General features: G+C 70.0%; 17 protein-coding genes and 1 tRNA gene. 7 read left to right on the top strand and 11 right to left on the bottom strand.

The genetic code is table 11. The features are described from left to right. The first annotated feature begins 98 nt into the window (after positions 1-98). Entirely contained in the window at positions 99-1,361 is a 1,263-nt protein-coding gene (serS, locus tag HD596_RS14370) for a serine--tRNA ligase (protein WP_185069727.1), read from the top strand. Here the strand turns inward: serS and HD596_RS14375 are convergent. Then, positions 1,325-2,665 carry a hypothetical protein gene (locus HD596_RS14375; protein WP_185069728.1) on the bottom strand — a complete coding sequence of 447 codons (1,341 nt, stop codon included), beginning with the start codon at positions 2,663-2,665 and terminating at the stop codon, positions 1,325-1,327. The genes serS and HD596_RS14375 overlap by 37 nt on opposite strands. 140 nt (positions 2,666-2,805) lie before the next feature. Continuing rightward, the gene (locus HD596_RS14380) at positions 2,806-3,009 is read right to left on the bottom strand and encodes a cold-shock protein (protein ID WP_093173019.1); all 204 of its coding nucleotides are present in this window, start codon (positions 3,007-3,009) and stop codon (positions 2,806-2,808) included. Between the two features lie 223 nt (positions 3,010-3,232). Between HD596_RS14380 and HD596_RS14385 the strand changes: the two genes are divergently transcribed. Continuing rightward, on the top strand, positions 3,233-4,030 hold the full coding sequence (locus HD596_RS14385) for an HAD family hydrolase (RefSeq protein WP_185069729.1): 798 nt from the start codon (positions 3,233-3,235) through the stop codon (positions 4,028-4,030). A 29-nt stretch (positions 4,031-4,059) separates the two neighbouring features. Here the strand turns inward: HD596_RS14385 and HD596_RS14390 are convergent, their stop codons facing one another. Beyond that, on the bottom strand, positions 4,060-4,575 hold the full coding sequence (locus HD596_RS14390; protein ID WP_185069730.1) for a bacterial proteasome activator family protein: 516 nt from the start codon (positions 4,573-4,575) through the stop codon (positions 4,060-4,062). 5 nt (positions 4,576-4,580) lie between these two features. Next, entirely contained in the window at positions 4,581-5,537 is a 957-nt protein-coding gene (locus HD596_RS14395; protein WP_185069731.1) for an NAD(P)H-quinone oxidoreductase, read from the bottom strand. 114 nt (positions 5,538-5,651) lie between these two features. On the opposite strand from HD596_RS14395, the gene HD596_RS14400 reads away from it, so the two are divergent. Then, the gene (locus HD596_RS14400; protein WP_376775846.1) at positions 5,652-7,796 is read left to right on the top strand and encodes a nucleotide-binding protein; all 2,145 of its coding nucleotides are present in this window, start codon (positions 5,652-5,654) and stop codon (positions 7,794-7,796) included. 1 nt (position 7,797) lies between these two features. Here HD596_RS14400 and HD596_RS14405 read toward each other — a convergent pair. Next, positions 7,798-7,884, bottom strand: a tRNA-Ser gene (locus HD596_RS14405). Between the two features lie 51 nt (positions 7,885-7,935). Here HD596_RS14405 and HD596_RS14410 point away from each other — a divergent pair. Beyond that, a complete protein-coding gene (locus tag HD596_RS14410; RefSeq protein WP_185069732.1) occupies positions 7,936-8,262 on the top strand; it encodes an STAS domain-containing protein in 327 nt (108 codons plus the stop codon). Between the two features lie 38 nt (positions 8,263-8,300). Here the strand turns inward: HD596_RS14410 and HD596_RS14415 are convergent, their stop codons facing one another. From HD596_RS14415 to HD596_RS14440, 6 genes are read right to left on the bottom strand one after another with little or no spacing between them, the layout of a single operon-like run. Then, a complete protein-coding gene (locus tag HD596_RS14415) occupies positions 8,301-9,146 on the bottom strand; it encodes an NUDIX hydrolase (RefSeq protein WP_185069733.1) in 846 nt (281 codons plus the stop codon). 12 nt (positions 9,147-9,158) lie between these two features. After that, positions 9,159-9,899, bottom strand: coding sequence for a M15 family metallopeptidase (locus tag HD596_RS14420; protein WP_246554453.1), 741 nt, complete (start codon positions 9,897-9,899; stop codon positions 9,159-9,161). A 29-nt stretch (positions 9,900-9,928) separates the two neighbouring features. Next, positions 9,929-10,405: a universal stress protein gene (locus tag HD596_RS14425; RefSeq protein WP_185069734.1), complete on the bottom strand. Its 477-nt coding sequence runs from the start codon at positions 10,403-10,405 to the stop codon at positions 9,929-9,931. Positions 10,406-10,418: 13 nt separating this feature from the next. Next, the gene (locus HD596_RS14430; RefSeq protein ID WP_185069735.1) at positions 10,419-10,721 is read right to left on the bottom strand and encodes a hypothetical protein; all 303 of its coding nucleotides are present in this window, start codon (positions 10,719-10,721) and stop codon (positions 10,419-10,421) included. After that, a complete protein-coding gene (locus HD596_RS14435) occupies positions 10,718-11,131 on the bottom strand; it encodes a hypothetical protein (protein ID WP_185069736.1) in 414 nt (137 codons plus the stop codon). The genes HD596_RS14430 and HD596_RS14435 overlap by 4 nt, the downstream gene beginning before the upstream one ends. Next, positions 11,128-12,933 (bottom strand): MDR family MFS transporter, encoded by a 1,806-nt coding sequence (locus HD596_RS14440; protein WP_185069737.1) that lies wholly within the window; start codon positions 12,931-12,933, stop codon positions 11,128-11,130. The genes HD596_RS14435 and HD596_RS14440 overlap by 4 nt, the downstream gene beginning before the upstream one ends. Before the next feature lie 95 nt (positions 12,934-13,028). Here HD596_RS14440 and HD596_RS14445 point away from each other — a divergent pair, with 95 nt between their 5' ends. From HD596_RS14445 to HD596_RS14455, 3 genes are all read left to right on the top strand, one after another. Next, positions 13,029-13,586 carry a TetR/AcrR family transcriptional regulator gene (locus tag HD596_RS14445; RefSeq protein ID WP_185069738.1) on the top strand — a complete coding sequence of 186 codons (558 nt, stop codon included), beginning with the start codon at positions 13,029-13,031 and terminating at the stop codon, positions 13,584-13,586. Between the two features lie 139 nt (positions 13,587-13,725). Next, a complete protein-coding gene (locus tag HD596_RS14450; protein ID WP_185069739.1) occupies positions 13,726-15,054 on the top strand; it encodes a glycoside hydrolase family 6 protein in 1,329 nt (442 codons plus the stop codon). 107 nt (positions 15,055-15,161) lie between these two features. Then, a complete protein-coding gene (locus HD596_RS14455) occupies positions 15,162-16,142 on the top strand; it encodes an LLM class flavin-dependent oxidoreductase (protein ID WP_185069740.1) in 981 nt (326 codons plus the stop codon). Positions 16,143-16,151: the final 9 nt, after the last annotated feature.

A 16,151-nucleotide genomic window follows, 5' to 3' on the forward strand; every position in this document is an offset into this window, starting at 1 on the left:
GGGCGTGGGGTGGGGCTGAGGGGAGACGGACGATCGAGTCCGCGTGTACGTGGTAATACGGGGGCGGGCTGCTGCCGAGCGCCGGTAGCCTTTGGCTTGTGATTGACCTGCGTACCCTTCGTGAGGATCCCGACCGGCTACGGGCGTCGCAGCGTGCCCGCGGTGAGGACGACTCCGTCGTCGACACGCTGCTCGACCTGGACGAGCGCCGCCGATCCGCGCTGACCTCGTTCGAGTCTCTGCGCGCCGAGCAGAAGAGCATGGGCAAGTCGGTCTCCAAGGCGCAGGGCGAGGAGAAGGCCGCGCTGCTCCAGCGGGCCAAGGACCTCGCGAGCCAGGTCAAGGCCGCCGAGGCCGAGGCGGAGAAGCTGACGGGCGAGCTCGACGAGCTCGTCCAGACGGTGCCCAACATCGTCGAGGAGGCCGCGCCTGCGGGTGGCGAGGACGACTACGTGGTCCTCGAGACCCATGGCGAGCCGCGCCAGTTCGACTTCGAGCCCAAGGACCATCTGGAGCTCGGTGAGGCGCTCGGCGCCATCGACATGGAGCGGGGCGCCAAGGTGTCCGGCTCGCGGTTCTTCTTCCTCAAGGGCGTCGGCGCCCGCCTGCAGCTCGGCCTGCTCAACATGGCCATGCAGCAGGCCATCGAGGCCGGGTTCACCCCGATGATCACGCCGGTGCTCGTCAAGCCGGAGACCATGCAGGGCACCGGCTTCCACGTGGCCCACGACAAGGAGATCTACCGCCTCCCCGAGGACGACCTCTACCTCGTCGGCACCTCGGAGGTCTCGCTGGCCGGCTACCACGCCCAGGAGATCCTCGACGGCGGCGACCTGCCGCTGCGCTACGCGGGCTGGTCGTCGTGCTTCCGCCGCGAGGCCGGCTCGTACGGCAAGGACACCCGGGGCATCATCCGCGTCCACCAGTTCGACAAGGTCGAGATGTTCTCGTACGTGCGTCCTGAGGACGCCCACGAGGAGCACCTGCGCCTGCTCGCCTGGGAGAAGGAGATGATGGCCAAGATCGAGGTGCCGTACCGGATCATCGACACGGCGGCGGGAGACCTCGGCATGTCGGCGGCCCGCAAGTTCGACTGCGAGGCGTGGATCCCGACCCAGGGCCGCTACCGCGAGCTGACCTCGACCTCCAACTGCACGGAGTTCCAGGCCCGCCGGCTCGCCGTCCGCTACCGCGACAAGGACGGCAAGCCGCAGCACCTGGCCACGCTCAACGGCACGCTGGCCACGACCCGCTGGATCGTGGCGATCCTGGAGAACCACCAGCAGGCCGACGGCTCCGTGGTGGTTCCCGAGGCGCTGCGGCCCTACGTGGGCCTCGACGTGCTGGAGCCGTCCAAGTAGGCGCGGCGGGCGTCGTACCTGATGAGTACGGCGCCCCCGAGCACGGCCAGGCCGGTCAGCAGCACGGCCAGGGCGACGGCCACCCAGTACGGGCCCGGGACGCCCTCGGACCAGCCGTAGAAGGGCGTGTAGACGGTCAGGTACACGAGCGGGGCCGCCAGCACCCCGACGGCCGCGGGAGTGGGCCGGGCCTGGCCGGCCACCGCCAGTACGAGGCACGCCACCGTGCCCGCCATGGCCGTGAGCATGCCGGCGAGGTTCAGGAGGCTGGGCAACCACGCCTCCGACCAGGAGGTGAGCACGGCGAGCACGCTCAGGGACGTGAGCGCCGCGGAGCCCAGATAGGCGCGGTTGAACCGGCGCAACCCCGAGGCGGCGCCGCCGAGCAGCATGCAGACGGCCAGGAAGATCGCCACGTTGCGCTCCGGAGACAGGTCCACCTCGCTGAGTTCCGGCGAGCCGGGCCACCCGACGCGCCGCCACTCGCCGGACACGTCGCGGACCAGGATGCCGTCCAGGCCGTTCGCGACGACCACGACGTGCCCGCCCGGACGGGCCTGCACGGCCAGCGCCATCTTGTGCCCGCGGTTCCAGGACGGGTACCGCCGGGTGAGCCGCTCCCGGTCGTCCCCGGTGGGCGTCCACGACGGGCCCCAGGTCCTGCCGCCGTCGTCGGACTGCTCGACGGCCATCCGTTCGGGCACCACCCGATAGCACCGCGTCGCCTGCATGGGGACGCAGGCGGCGCTCTGCGGCCGTCTGCTCCAATCCCGCGAGCCGGCGTCCTGCGACCAGGTGATCCCGCCGTCGCCGGAGGTCTGGGCGCGGCCGTCCTGCAGGTGGACGACGACGGAGTCCCCGTCCACGTCGACGGAGTCGGCGATGGGCATGGGGGCGGCCGACGTCGCGGTCACCGCGAACACGGCCAGCGGCATCGTGACCAGCACGCGCCAGCGCGCGGAGTCCGACTCCAGGCTGCGGCGGCGTACCCACCAGGCCAGGGCGAGCGCGGGTAGGGCCAGGAGGTCCGTGGGATCGGCCAGGACGCGCGATGGGCCCGCCACGAGGGTCCAGACATGGGACGCCAGCTCAGCGCCCGTCTCCGTCGTTTTCACGAGCGTGAAGAGCACCCCGGTCAGCGCGGTGGCCGCCAGATCGGCCCGCCGCCAGAAGAGCAGGGCCACCAGCGCGGGGGCGACGACCAGCCCCGCGACGTCGCTGAGCTTGCCCGTGACCGCCCCGGGCCAGGCCTGTTTGAGCAGGTGGTCGTTGATGAAGAGCACGAACACCCCGGCAACGGTCACGGGGTGACATAACCAGGCGTACCTCATATAGGGGTGGATGGCCGCGAAGCGCAGAAGGTTCGCGGCCGTGACCAACCCGGAACAAGCAAAAGACCGAGGCCCGCTGGAAGCGAACCCCGGCCTGTCTCGCTGCTACAAGGTCAGATGGCGCGGACCTGGGAGGCCTGCGGCCCCTTCTGTCCCTGCGTGATCTCGAACTCGACCCGCTGACCGTCTTCAAGGCTGCGGTAGCCACTGCCTTGAATCTCGGAGAAGTGCACGAACACGTCCGGCGCACCGCCGTCCGGGGCGATGAAGCCGAAGCCCTTCTCGGCGTTGAACCACTTGACGGTTCCCTGAGCCATAAAAGCTCTCCCTCAGGATGTGAATCTATGGGACCCACACCTCGTGGGTCCCGGTGTGTCGTACAGCAAGCACCCGGGGTGGCTCAGACAAAGTCATGCTGGTTTTCACTACGGGATCAGCTAATACAACGCCATCACATCTAACACCATTCTGGCGCGTTGGTGTTCCCGTACCAACGAAGATTTCTGTCAGGCGGCATCACCGGGCAAACTGGAACGTGTTATGCAGAGCCTTCCCGCGCCCCGTCTTGTGGCCACCGACCTCGACGGCACCGCGTTGCGTACTGACGGAACGGTGTCTCCCCGCACAGTGGCGGCCTTCGGCAGAGTCGAAGAATCCGGTGCTGTGCTCGTGTTCGTGACGGGGCGCCCGCCCCGGTGGATGGGCGGGGTCGCGGGTGCCGTACGTCACCGTGGGCTCGCAATCTGTGCGAACGGAGCACTGATCTACGACCTCCATACCGAACAGATAGTGGAATCTCACCTGATCACGGTCGACGTGCTGCAGGAAGTCGTCGATCAGCTAAGAGCGAACGTGTCCGATCTCGTATTTTCGGTCGAGTATGAGGCGGGTTTTGCGCATGAGTCAGAATTCCTCCTGGGCGGCCTGGACAAGGGGGCCCTAACGGCACGCGTCGACTCCGTGACGGCGCGTCCATGCGCCAAGCTGCTGGCCCTGCATCCCGGGATGGACGCGGACGAGCTGCAGGCCACCGTGGAGGAGCTGGTGGGGCATCTGGTGACCGCGACCCACTCCAGCCGCAGGGGCCTGATCGAGATGAGCGCCCAGGGCGTGACGAAGGCCACGGCGCTGGCGGCGCTCGCCGGGCAGCACGAGATCAAGCCCTCGGAGGCGATCGCGTTCGGTGACATGCCGAACGACCTGCCCATGCTGAGCTGGGCAGGCACGTCGTACGCGGTCGCGAACGCACATCCGCACGTGCTCGCGGCCGTCGATCATGTGACCGCGGCCAACGACGAAGACGGCGTCGCTCAGGTGATCGAGCGGCTCTACGGATAGCCGCGGCCGGCGGCTATCCGGAGCGGGCGCTACAGGTAGGGGCCGGAGCCGCCGGGCGGGCGGTGCTGGTCGTCCCCCTGCGGCACGCCGGGCAGCGCCCTGCGCATCTGCTCCAACTGGGCACGCGCGGCCATCTGCTGCGCGAACAGCGTGGTCTGGATGCCGTGGAACAACCCTTCGAGCCAGCCGACCAACTGGGCGTGCGCGATGCGCAGCTCCGCCTCGCTCGGCGGCACACCGTTCTCCTCCGTGAGCGGAAGGGACAGCCGCTCCAGCTCATCGACCAGCTCAGGAGCCAGCCCGTCCTCGAGCTCCTTGATCGAGGACGCGTGGATCTCCTTCAGCCGCTTGCGGCTGGCCTCGTCAAGGGGCGCGGCCCGGACCTCGTCGAGGAGCTGCCGGATCATGCTGCCGATACGCATCACCTTGGCGGGCTGCTCGACCAGGTTGGTGACCGATCGATCCTCTGCGCCACTATCGCCCTGACCTTGGAAATCAGGGCCCACCACCACGATGTGAGGGGTGTTGTTGTCCTCAGCATTCATAACACTCACCGTACTAGCAGGATCTTGCCGACGTGCTCCCCAGAATCCAACATTCGGTGAGCTTCGGCGGCGTCCGACATCGGTAGTCTCGCGTGCACCACAGGACGCACGGCCCCGGCGCTGACCAGGGGCCAGACGTTGTCCACAACACTACGGACGATCGCCCCCTTCTCGTCCACCGGACGTGAGCGGAGCGCGGTCGCGTGCACGGAGGCGCGCTTGCCGAGCAGGGCCCCCAGGTCGATCTCGCCCTTGAGGCCGCCCTGCAGCCCGATGATCACCAGCCGGCCGCCGGTGCGGAGCGCCCGGACGTTTCCGGCAAGGTATTTGGCGCCCATGATGTCGAGGATGACGTCCGCGCGAACTTTGTCGGCGAAGTCTTCCTCGCGGTAGTTGATGACCTCGTCCGCGCCCAGCTCCCTGACCCGCTCGCCCTTGGCCGCCGAGCCGACCGTCGCGGCGACCTGCGAGCCGAGCGCCTTGGCGAGCTGCACCGCGAACGTGCCGATCCCGCTGGCCCCGCCGTGGACCAGCAGCGTCTCGCCCCTGCGCAGCCGCCCGATCATGAAGACGTTGGACCACACCGTGCACGCCACCTCCGGCAGCCCGGCGGCCTCCACCAGCGGCACGCCGTCCGGCACCGGCATGACCTGCTCCCACGGAACGGCTACGCGCTCAGCGTAACCGCCGCCCGCGAGCAGCGCGCAGACCTGGTCGCCCGGCTTGAACTGCTCGACATCCGCGCCGACCTCGGCCACCACGCCGGAGACCTCCAGCCCCGGGTACGGCGACGCGCCGGGCGGAGGTGCGTAGAACCCCTGTCGTTGCAGGACATCGGCCCGGTTGACCGCCGAGGCGGTCACGTCGATGAGGACTTCTCCCCGCTCGACCCGGGGGTCCGGCACCTCACGCCACTGCAGCACGTCTGGTCCGCCCGGCTCGGCGATCTCAATGGCTCGCATGCGAACTACGGTAGCCGGGCAAAGAAGTTGTGGGTTGCCGGGTTGCGTGGTTGCCCATGGCGTTAACCTGCAAGGTATTTGCTGCCCCTTTAGACCCACCCGAGGGGGAACACGGTGGCAAGACACGATCGAGAGGAATCGCTCGAGGAGCAGCTGGCGTGGCTCGACGCGATCAAGGAGACGGAGGAGGCCCCCGTCTCTGTGAGCGCCTCGACAGCGGCTGCCGACGAGCCGGTCGCCTCGCCGTACCCCCAGGACCCGTGGCGGATGGTCCCCACGCAGCCCGACACGCCGACGCCGCCGCTGTTCCGCGCGGCCGTCGACTCCGTGTACGGCGCCGCGGCGGCCGAGGATCTGCCCGACGGTGAGATGGAGGCCGCAGAGTGGCTCGGCACGGCCAGCGCGGCCACGAAGGAGCCCCCGGCGTCCCTGCCACCGAGCTCCCCGCGTGAGGACGACCCGTTCCATGCTCCGTTGAAGCCGCTGCCGCGGCCCGACGACACCGACACGTACACGCTGTCGTTCACCCCGCCCGAGCCGTCGGCGCCCCCGGCATCCCCGGTGCCGTCGGAGCAGGAGACGCAGGACACGTCCTGGTCGTCCGTGCCCGAGTGGGCACGGGCGCCTGAGCCGCCCCGCGAGGAGCCGGAGAAGGAGACGGCCCGGGCGGAAGCGCCGGAAGCCGAGCCTGCCGCGAAGAAGGACGACGAGTCCGCCTCCGAGGAGACCTCTCCGAAGCGCGAGCGCCCGCAGTGGCCGGAGCCGTCGGACACCCTTCCGACGATCCAGCCTCCCAAGTGGTCGGAGCCGGCCACCACGCAGGAGCCCGAGCCCGAGGAGCGGCCGTCGTGGCCGAAGGACGAGCATGCCGAGCCGGCGTGGTCCAAGGACGAACACGCGGAGCCGTCGTGGCTGAAGGACGCCGAGCCGTCATGGCCGACGGACGCGGAGCCGTCGTGGCCCAAGGACACGGCGCCGTCGTGGCCGAAGGCCGAGCACGCGGAGCCTGAGGAGCGGCGCGAGGAGCGGCCTTCGTGGTCGGAGCCGGCTCAACAGGAACGGTCCTCGTGGTCCGACCCGGCCCTCCAGGAACGTCCCTCATGGTCCGAGCCCGCCCAGCAGGAACGATCCTCGCGGTCCGAGCCGATCCCGCAGGAACGTCCCTCCTGGTCGGAGCCGGCCCAGCAGGAGGAGCCCCCGCAGTGGACCGAGCAGCACGAGTGGCGCCCCGCGGAGCGCGAGATCCCGCCGCCCGCGGAGCGGCGGCGCCGCCCTGCCCCGATCCCCGTGTTCAACGCCCCGCCCAGGCCGCCGATCACCGGCCGCCCCACCGCCGACAGCCTCGACCCGGAGTCCCTGCTACGCGGACGGCGTAACGCCCCCTCCAAGGGCTGGCGCCGCCTGATCTACAAGGCGTCGGGAGGCTGGATCAAGCCGGGCGAACCCCCGGAGGTCCGCCGCCGCCGCGAGCTGGTGAGCAGGGCCCGCACCCCGGTCACCGCCGGTCACCACCGCGTGGCCGTGCTGAGCCTGAAGGGCGGCGTGGGCAAGACCACGACCACGGTCGGCCTCGGCGCCACCCTGGCCCAGGTCCGCGGCGACCGGGTCATCGCCGTGGACGCCAACCCCGACCGCGGCACCCTGTCCGACAAGCTTGTCCTGGAGACCTCGGCCACCGTGCGCGACCTGCTCAACGAGCGTGACCAGGTCAAGCGCTACGTGGACATCAGGGCGTTCACGTCGCAGGCCCCCTCACGGCTGGAGGTGCTCGCCTCCGACCGCGACCCGTCGGTGTCCGAGGCGTTCAGCGGCGCCGACTACCAGGCCGTCTCCCAGGTGCTGGAGAACTTCTACTCGATCTGCATCACCGACTGCGGCACCGGCCTGCTCCATTCGGCGATGGGCGGCGTGCTCGGGCTGGCCGACCAGATCGTGCTGGTCAGCTCCCCGTCCGTGGACGGCGCCAGGGCTGCCTCCGCGACGCTCGACTGGCTGGAGGCGCACCACTACGGCGACCTGGTGAAGAACGCGACCGTGGTGCTGTGCAGCGTGCGGCCGCGCTCGAAGTCGGCGGTGGACATCAAGAAGCTGGAGGCGCACTTCGCCGCCAGGTGCCGCGCGGTGGTCCGGGTGCCGTACGACCCGCATCTGGAGGAGGGCGCGGAGATCGACCTCGACCGGCTGCAGGAGCCGACCAGGGACGCCTACCTGCAGCTCGCCGCCTGCGTGGGCGACGGATTCGCCGGCCTCAGGGAGTGAGCGGAGGGTGTGGGATTCGAACCCACGAGGCCATCGCTGACCTGGCCGCTTTCAAGGCGGCTGCACTCGTCCACTATGCGAACCCTCCTGTGCGGAAACCACGATAGCGGCTGCGGTGACAGGGGTGTACGTTCAGGAGGTGGCAGATCTCAACGTCGAGGTGGAGCGCGGCCGGTCGGCGGCGCTCGTGCGCCTCGACGGGGATCTGGACAAGCTCACCGCGCCGCAGCTCAAGGAGTGTCTGGGCGGGCTGCTCGCCGAAGGGCTCGTGCGGGTCGACATCGACGCGAAGGCGCTGGAGTTCTGCGACTCCAGCGGCCTGTGGGTGCTCGTGGAGCACCAGCGCCGGGTCACCGCCAAGGCCGGCACGTTACGCCTGGTCGGGGTGCACGGCGTGCTTCAGCGCGTGCTCGACGTGACGGGCCTGAAGGCCGCCTTCGACGCCGTACTCGCCGTCGAACGCTGACGAGAGGTCAGCCGGCCAGCTGCAATGAGCCCGTGAGCTCAGTCGGGCAGCTGCGAGAGCAGCCACTTCGGGCCCACGGTCTCGGCGCCCAGCTCGTGCACGCGTTCCTTCAGTGCCCGGTCCGCGGTGACGACGAGCACCCGTTCCCACGGCTTGGCCAGGCGCACCACGTCGACGATCGCGTCGTCGCCGCTCCCGGTGGCCGCGACCACCTGGACGCCAGGCAGCTCCGGTGCGCTCCTGGCGGCGCCCTCCACGACCGCCACGACGCGCGGATACCACTGCGCCAGCACCGGATGCGCGAGCCTGAGCCGCGACACGGCTTCCAGCAGCCGGGTCGCCGCGCCGAGCCGGTCGCGCCACCAGCCGTGCTCGGCCCGCGCGCCCACGATGTTGGCCACGTCGAGCACGAGGGTCTCCGGCCTGATCTCCCCCTGGATCTCGCCCCAGGTGGCGGCGAAGCCGGGGTGCAGCTTCCGGTCGGCCACTTCCGGCAGCGGGAGCCAGCGCATCTCGCTGCTCTCCCGGTTGGCGGGGGCGGCGGCCAGCAGCTCGGACGACGCCGCGATCACCGTCTCGAAGACCCACCCGCCGTGATCGTCGCGGTAGACGCCCTGCACCCGCAGCCCGTCGCCGGCGAGCGCCGCCTCCTCGCGGGCCTCCCGCAGCGCGGAGGCGACGGCGTCCTCGTGGCTGTCGCGCGCCCCGCCCGGCAGCCCCCAGGTGTTGCCGTGGTGGCTCCACCAGGAGCGTTTCTGCATGAGCACGTACGGCGTGCCCAGCTCGTCATGGTGGACGACGAGCAGCCCCGAGGCGCCGTGCAGCCCCCAGTGCCTGTGGCCTTGGGAACACTCGATCCAGCCGTCGCCGTCCTTAGCCGCCATGGGGGGATTCTCTCAGCCTCCGCCCTTGCTGAAATGCTGCAGGTCCTTGGCTCCTGACCAGTAGCCGCCCCACTCCCAACCAACCTGGTCAAAGGCCTTAACTACCTTGTCACCAGGATTTATTACTCCCTTTCCCTTCATGGGGCGTTTTGTGAACTTTTTGGATGCTTGGTGTGCTGTGCTACCGCTTGCGGTGACATATGGGTTCTGGATGGGATTGACGTCTATCGCCTGCCCGTACGCGTGCTTCGACCAATGAGTGGACCCGGTCGCTTGGCGGCAATTGAAGGCCGAGGTGTTGTTGGCCTCGATCGAGTCGAAGTCGTCACCCTTGTACGCGTCCACCAGCTTCATCCGCTCGATCGGCCAGCGCCAGCCGTACAGCCTCTTGAAGACCGTCACGATGTCGTCGGTGACCGCCCTGTTCACCACCAGCTGCCCGGTGTGCGGCTTGTCGTCGAAGCCCCAGTACGTCATCGTGACCAGCCGCAGGTCGCGGTAGTGGACCGGACAGCCGGGCCGCCACGAGTACGGCAGCTGCTCGCGGGAGAGCCGCGAGATCTTGGCGCTGAAGGCCGGCGGGGCGGTCGAGCCGGGCGCGCCCGTGGTGGGCGAGGGCGACGGCGTGGGCGAGTCCAGGCTCTCGAAAGCGGGAGCGGTCTCCTGGGGGACGGAACCCGTGGCGACAGGCTTGCCCGTCCCGCACGAAACGGACGCGAGCACCACGAACGCCATGGCGGCAGTACGTTTCATCTCGCCACCATATGCGACATCCGACCAGCTCAGGGCACTATCAGCACAGTACGGCGAGCCCGTTTCGCCAGCCCGACCGCCACCGAGCCGTGCCAGGAGGAACGCGAGCGGCCCACCACGATGGCGTCGGCCATGTGTGCGCTGGCCAGCGTCTCCAGCTCGCGCGCCGCGTCCCCGCGCACGCTGACGAACTGCCACGGAACGCCCGCGCCCCTCAGCTCGTCCCGCAGGTCCTCGGTCAGGTCGGCCGCCGCGTCGGGGATGATCGGCGACCCGGCGAAGAACCACAGCGCGGCGCTGTTGAGCGACTCCACGAAGGCGATGAGCAGCGCCGCGTTGTCCCGCCGGGCGAGCCCGGCCGCGTACGCGAGCGCGTTGCGGCTCGGGCCCGATCCGTCGAAGCCCACCACGAGCAGGCCGGCGCCGTCCTTGCCGATCTCGAACTGCCCGGCCGGGAGCCTGCCGGTCAGTGGCTCCCGTCCGGGGTCTGTGTCGCCGCCGAACACAGCACGTCTCGCGTTACGAGTCGGAGTGCCGTGATGGACCCGCAGCGGAGCGAGGACGTCCATCACGGCCCTCCGAGCGGTGCTCGGCAATGAGCACGTCGCGGTGGGCCAGCTCGCGCAGGGCGTCGGCCGCGTAGATCACCAGGGACACGAACGAGACCGCGGCGATCGCGCCGCCGAGCCACAGGTCGTTGACCGTCGCGTCGACGTAGGCCGCGCCCCTGCCCTGGTAGCCGACCGCGAACGGCGCGGCGACCAGCCACAGGCCACCGAGGAACAGCAGGACGAGGGCGGAGACGCCCAGCTTGGCCTTCATCGGTTGTCCTCCACTCCGACCAGGGGAGCCTTGCCGTTGCGGCGGTGCTCACCCGAGTTGTTCATGTCCTCGCGCAGCGCCTCGACGAGCGGGGCCAGCAGGCTCGCCAGCTCGGCGGACGACGCCTGGGGCGCCACCGGCACGGGCTCCGGCTCCGGCTCGGGCCGGCGCTGCCGGACGACCACGAGGCCCCGCGCCACGAGCTCCTCGTAGATGGCCAGCACGAAGCAGATCGCGCCGACGAGCCCCACGACGGCCACGCCGAGGCCGGTGAAGAACTCCGACCGGGTGATGTCCGTCCAGTCGGCGTCCTCCGGCTGGGAGCCCAGGGCGAAGGGGGCGATCATCAGCCACAGCCCGGCCAGGACGGCCAGGGCGGCCGCGACGGCGCCCACGAACTTGCGAATCACTGTGAGATTCCTCCTGATACGAGGTCTTTCTGCGGGGGCGCGGCCTGCGCGATGAGGGCTCGCGAGGTCGGCCGCAGTACGTTCTGGGCGACGGACCGGGCCCGCTCGCGTTCCGGGCGGTCGTCCGGTGGCGCCATCTTGGCGACCGCGGTGAGCAGGGCGGACGGCTGGCCGTTGGTGCGTTCGATGCGCTGGGCGATCAGCTCGAGCAGCAGTCCGGCCAGGACCAGGTCGTCCTTGCTCAGCGGATTCGGCGCCGGGGGCGGCGTCGAGGAGCCGCGCAGCGGCAGCTCCTTGAGGAAGATCGTCGCCACGAACCCGAGCAGCGCGATGGGCACGCCCACCATGAACACCGTCTCCAGGCCCCTGGTGAACGCCTCCAGCACGATGTTCTTGATCGGCGCGGGCAGCTGCTGGATGGCGCTGGGGCTGCCGAGCTTGACGTTCGAGCCGCCGGGCAACGAGATGTGCGCGGCCCTGATCATGTCGGCCATCTCGTCCTTGAGGCGGTTCGTCAGGATCGCGCCGAAGGCCGCCACGCCGACGGCGCCGCCCAGCGAGCGGAAGAACGACACACCGGACGTGGTGGAGGCCATGTCACGGGGCTCGGAGCCGTTCTGGGCGGCCAGGATGAGCATCTGCATGGACAGGCCGAGCCCGGTGCCCAGCACCGCCACGTCGAAGCCGATGAGCCATTCGCTGGAGTCCACGTGCAGCCGGGACAGCAGGAACAGCCCGACCGCCACGACCAGCAGGCCCACCACCGGGAAGATCTTCCACCGGCCGGTCTGGGTGACGATCTTCCCGGAGATCACGCCGGCCAGGAACAGCGCCACCACCATGGGCAGCGTCATCAGGCCGGACTCGGTGGGGCTGAGGCCCTTGACGATCTGCAGGTATTGGGGCAGGTAGATCATCGCGCCGAACATCGCCATGCCGACGAACAGCGAGGCGAGGCCGGTGAGCACGAACGTACGGTTGCGGAACAGCCGCGGCGGCAGGATCGGGTTGCGCGCGGTCCGCTCCGACAGCACCGCCAGGGCCAGCATCAGCAGACTGAGCGCCGCCAGGAAGTACGTCCACAACGAGTTCCACTCGAACTCGACGCCGCCCAGCGTCAGCAGCAGCATGAGCGCGCTCGCGCTGGCCGTGATCGTCGTCGCGCCCCAGATGTCGATCGAGGTGCTCCGCCTGATCTTCGGCAGCTTCAGCACCTTCTGGATCACGATGAAGGACACCAGGGCGAACGGCACCACGACGTAGAAGCACCAGCGCCAGCCGAGCCAGTCGGTGTCCACCAGGAACCCGCCGAGCAGCGGCCCCGCGACCGTGGAGATCCCGAAGACCGCCCCCATGTAGCCGGAGTAGCGGCCACGCTCGCGGGGGGACACGATGTCGCCCAGGATCACCTGCGCGAGTGCCGACAGGCCGCCCACGCCAAGGCCCTGCACGGCCCGCGCCGCGATGAGCTGCCCCATGTTCTGCGACAGGCCGGCCACCAGCGAGGCCGCGACGAACAGCCCGAGCGCGGTCTGGAAGAGCAGCTTCCGCCCGAACAGGTCGGACAGCTTGCCCCACAACGGCGTGGACACCGTCATGGTCAGCATGGTCGCGGAGGCGACCCATGAGTACTGGTCCTGACCGCCCAGCTCGCCCACGATCGTCGGCAGCGCCGTGCCCACCACCGAGGTCGAGATCATCGACGTGAGCATGGCGAGCATGAGCCCGGACATGACCTCGAGGATTTCGCGGTGGGTGTACTGCCGCCTCGCGGGGGCTGCGGCCTGAGCGTGCGCTACCAAGACACTTCATCCCCTTACTACAACTTTGCGAACTTGAGTATACGCCCGTTTACTAGCCGCGCGGCAAGTGGGGGTGCGTTCAGTAGAGTTCGGGTGTGGATGCTCAGCTGTCTGAGGCCAGGCCCCGCGACCGCGAGGCCACTCGCGAGCGGATCCTCCGTGCGGCCCGCACGCTCTTCGGCGAGCAGGGGTACGAACGGGTGACCGTGCGCATGATCGCCGCCGCCGCGGACGCCAACATCGCCCTGGTCGGCCGCTACTTCGGCTCCAAGGCCGGCCTCTTCGGCGCGGTCCTGGACGGGGAGCCGACCATAAGAGACCTGTTCGGCGGCGACCGCGAGAGCCTGCCGCGCCGCCTGGCGGAATACGCGGCCGAGCGCATGGAGCACCCGCCGGAGAGCCCGATCCTGCGCACCCTCGAACGCTCCGCCGGCGATCCGGAGATCCAGGCCGTGGCCCGCGAGCGCCTGATCACGGCGCTGCTCGACCCGCTCGAGGAGCAGCTGGGCGGTCCGGACGCCCACGCCAGGGCCCGCATGGCCACGGCGGTCTTCCTCGGCATCGGCGCCCTGCGCCGCCGCCTCGGCCCCGAGAAGCCCGGACCGGCCGACGTCGACCGCCTGACCGCGGTCTTCGAGGCCTGTCTGCGCTGAAAGTTTCACCTCCTGCCAAGGGCCTGACCTGGGAAGACCTGGACGCCAGCGATCGGATGTCTTGGAACGGACACTGACCGTTACCTACGATCCGAGGAGCTGGTGGGAGCGCTCCCACATGACGGACGGAGTGAATTCCATGTCTCGCAAAAGGCCCGTCCTGGCGGTGCTCCTCTCGGCGGCCGCCATGGCCGCGGCGGGGGCGATCGTCCTGTCCTCGTCCACCGCCGAGGCCGCCGACTCCGCTTTCTACGTCGATCCGCAGACGAACGCGGCCAAATGGGTCGCCGCGAACCCGAACGACAGCCGCACCCCCGTGATCAGGGACCGGATCGCCGCCGTGCCCCAGGGCCGGTGGTTCGCCACGTACAACCCCGCCACCGTGCGGAGCCAGGTCGACGCGTACGTCGGCGCCGCCGCGTCGGCCGGCAAGATCCCGATCATGGTCGTGTACGACATGCCGAACCGCGACTGCGGCGGCGCGAGCGCGGGCGGCGCGCCGGACCACGCGTCGTACCGGGCCTGGATCGACCAGATCGCGGCCGGTCTCGGCGGCCGGCCCGCCACGATCGTGCTGGAGCCGGACGCGCTGGCGATCATGACGAACTGCATGAACTCCTCGCAGCAGGCCGAGGTCAAGGCGTCCATGGCCTATGCCGGCAAGAAGTTCAAGGGGACGTCGTCGCAGGTCAAGGTCTATTTCGACATCGGGCACGACGCCTGGTTGTCCGCCTCGGAGGCCGCGTCCAGGCTGACCGGCGCGGACGTGGCCAACAGCGCCGACGGCATCGCCGTCAACACCTCCAACTACCGCTCCACCCCGGGCCTGGTGTCGTACGCGAAGAGCGTCATCGCGGCGACCGGCGTGTCCAGGCTGAAGGCGGTCGTGGACACCAGCCGCAACGGCAACGGGCCGCAGGGCAGCGAGTGGTGCGACCCGGCGGGCCGCGCCACCGGCATCTGGAGCACCACGAACACGGGTGACTCGGCCGTCGACGCCTACCTGTGGGTCAAGCCGCCCGGCGAGTCGGACGGGTGCATCGCGCCAGCGGGACAGTTCGTGCCGCAGCGGGCCTACGACCTGGCCATCGCCGCCCCGCCGCCCACCGTCGGCCCGACCGTGACGCCCACGGTCACTCCCACTGTGACGCCGACCACCGGCCCCGCGGGCTGCGCGGCGACGTACAAGGTGACGAGCCAGTGGCAGGGCAGCTTCCAGGGTGAGGTCACCGTGAAGAACACGGGCTCGTCCGCCATCGCCGGCTGGAAGGTCGGCTGGACGTTCCCGAACGGGCAGACGATCACGCAGCTCTGGAACGGCAACCTCTCGGGCAGCGGTACCGTCACCGTGACCAACCTCAACTGGAACGGCGCCCTCGGGGCCGGGGCGAGCACCACGTTCGGCTTCGTCGCCAACTGGAACGGCCAGAACGGCGTCCCGTCACCGGTGACCTGTACGGCCTCATGAGGCGCGATGGGCCCCTGCGCCCGCCAGGGGCCCATCGATGAAATAACGGCGCCTTCGCGGCTGTTGACCACAGCCAGGTCGAACCGCTCTGCGAAAGGCGCGTACTCATGGCTCTGCCGCTGTCCATCCTTGATCTGGCGATCATCGGCGAGGGCGAGACGGCGGCGGACAGCCTCGCCGCCAGCGTGGCCCTGGCCCAGCGGGCCGAGGACCTGGGCTACCGGCGGATCTGGTACGCCGAGCACCACAACATGGCCAGCATCGCCTCCTCGGCGACCAGCGTGCTCATCGCCCACGTCGCCGCCCACACCCGGACGATCCGCCTCGGGGCGGGCGGCGTCATGCTCCCGAACCACGCCCCGCTCACCATCGCCGAGCAGTTCGGCACCCTCGAAACCCTGCATCCGGGACGCATCGACCTGGGCCTCGGCCGGGCGCCCGGCAGCGACCAGCAGACCCTGCGCGCCCTGCGCCGCAACCCGTCGGTCGCCGACGCGTTCCCGCAGGACGTCCTGGAGCTGCAGGGCTACCTCTCGGGCGAGTCCCGGATCCCGGGCGTGGAGGCCACGCCGGGCAAGGGCACGAACGTCCCGCTCTACATCCTCGGCTCCTCGCTGTTCGGGGCCCAGCTCGCCGCCGCGCTGGGGCTTCCGTACGCGTTCGCCTCGCACTTCGCCCCGGCCGCCCTGGAGGAGGCCGTGGCGCTCTACCGGCGCGACTTCCAGCCGTCGGCGCAGCTCGACCGGCCCTATGTCATCGCCGCGCTCAACGTGATCGCGGCGGACACGTCGCAGGAGGCGCAGGAGCAGTTCCTGGCCTCGAAGCGGATGAGGGTGAGCAGGTTCCTGGGACGGGGGCGCGAGTTCACGAGGGAGGAGGCGGACATGATCCTCGAGTCGCCGGCCGGGCAGCAGATCGTGCAGATGGCCAAGTATTCGGCGGTCGGGGACGCGGCGGAGGTCAAGGAGTATGTGGACCGGTTCGCGAAGCTCGCCGACGCCGATGAGCTGATCGTCGCCTTCTCGGCCACCGACAGGAAGGTCTGGATGCGCTCGGCCGAGCTGCTGGCCGAGGCGCACGGGCTCTGACCGCCCGGG

Source organism: Nonomuraea jabiensis (genome assembly GCF_014204795.1).
Classification (GTDB): domain Bacteria; phylum Actinomycetota; class Actinomycetes; order Streptosporangiales; family Streptosporangiaceae; genus Nonomuraea; species Nonomuraea jabiensis.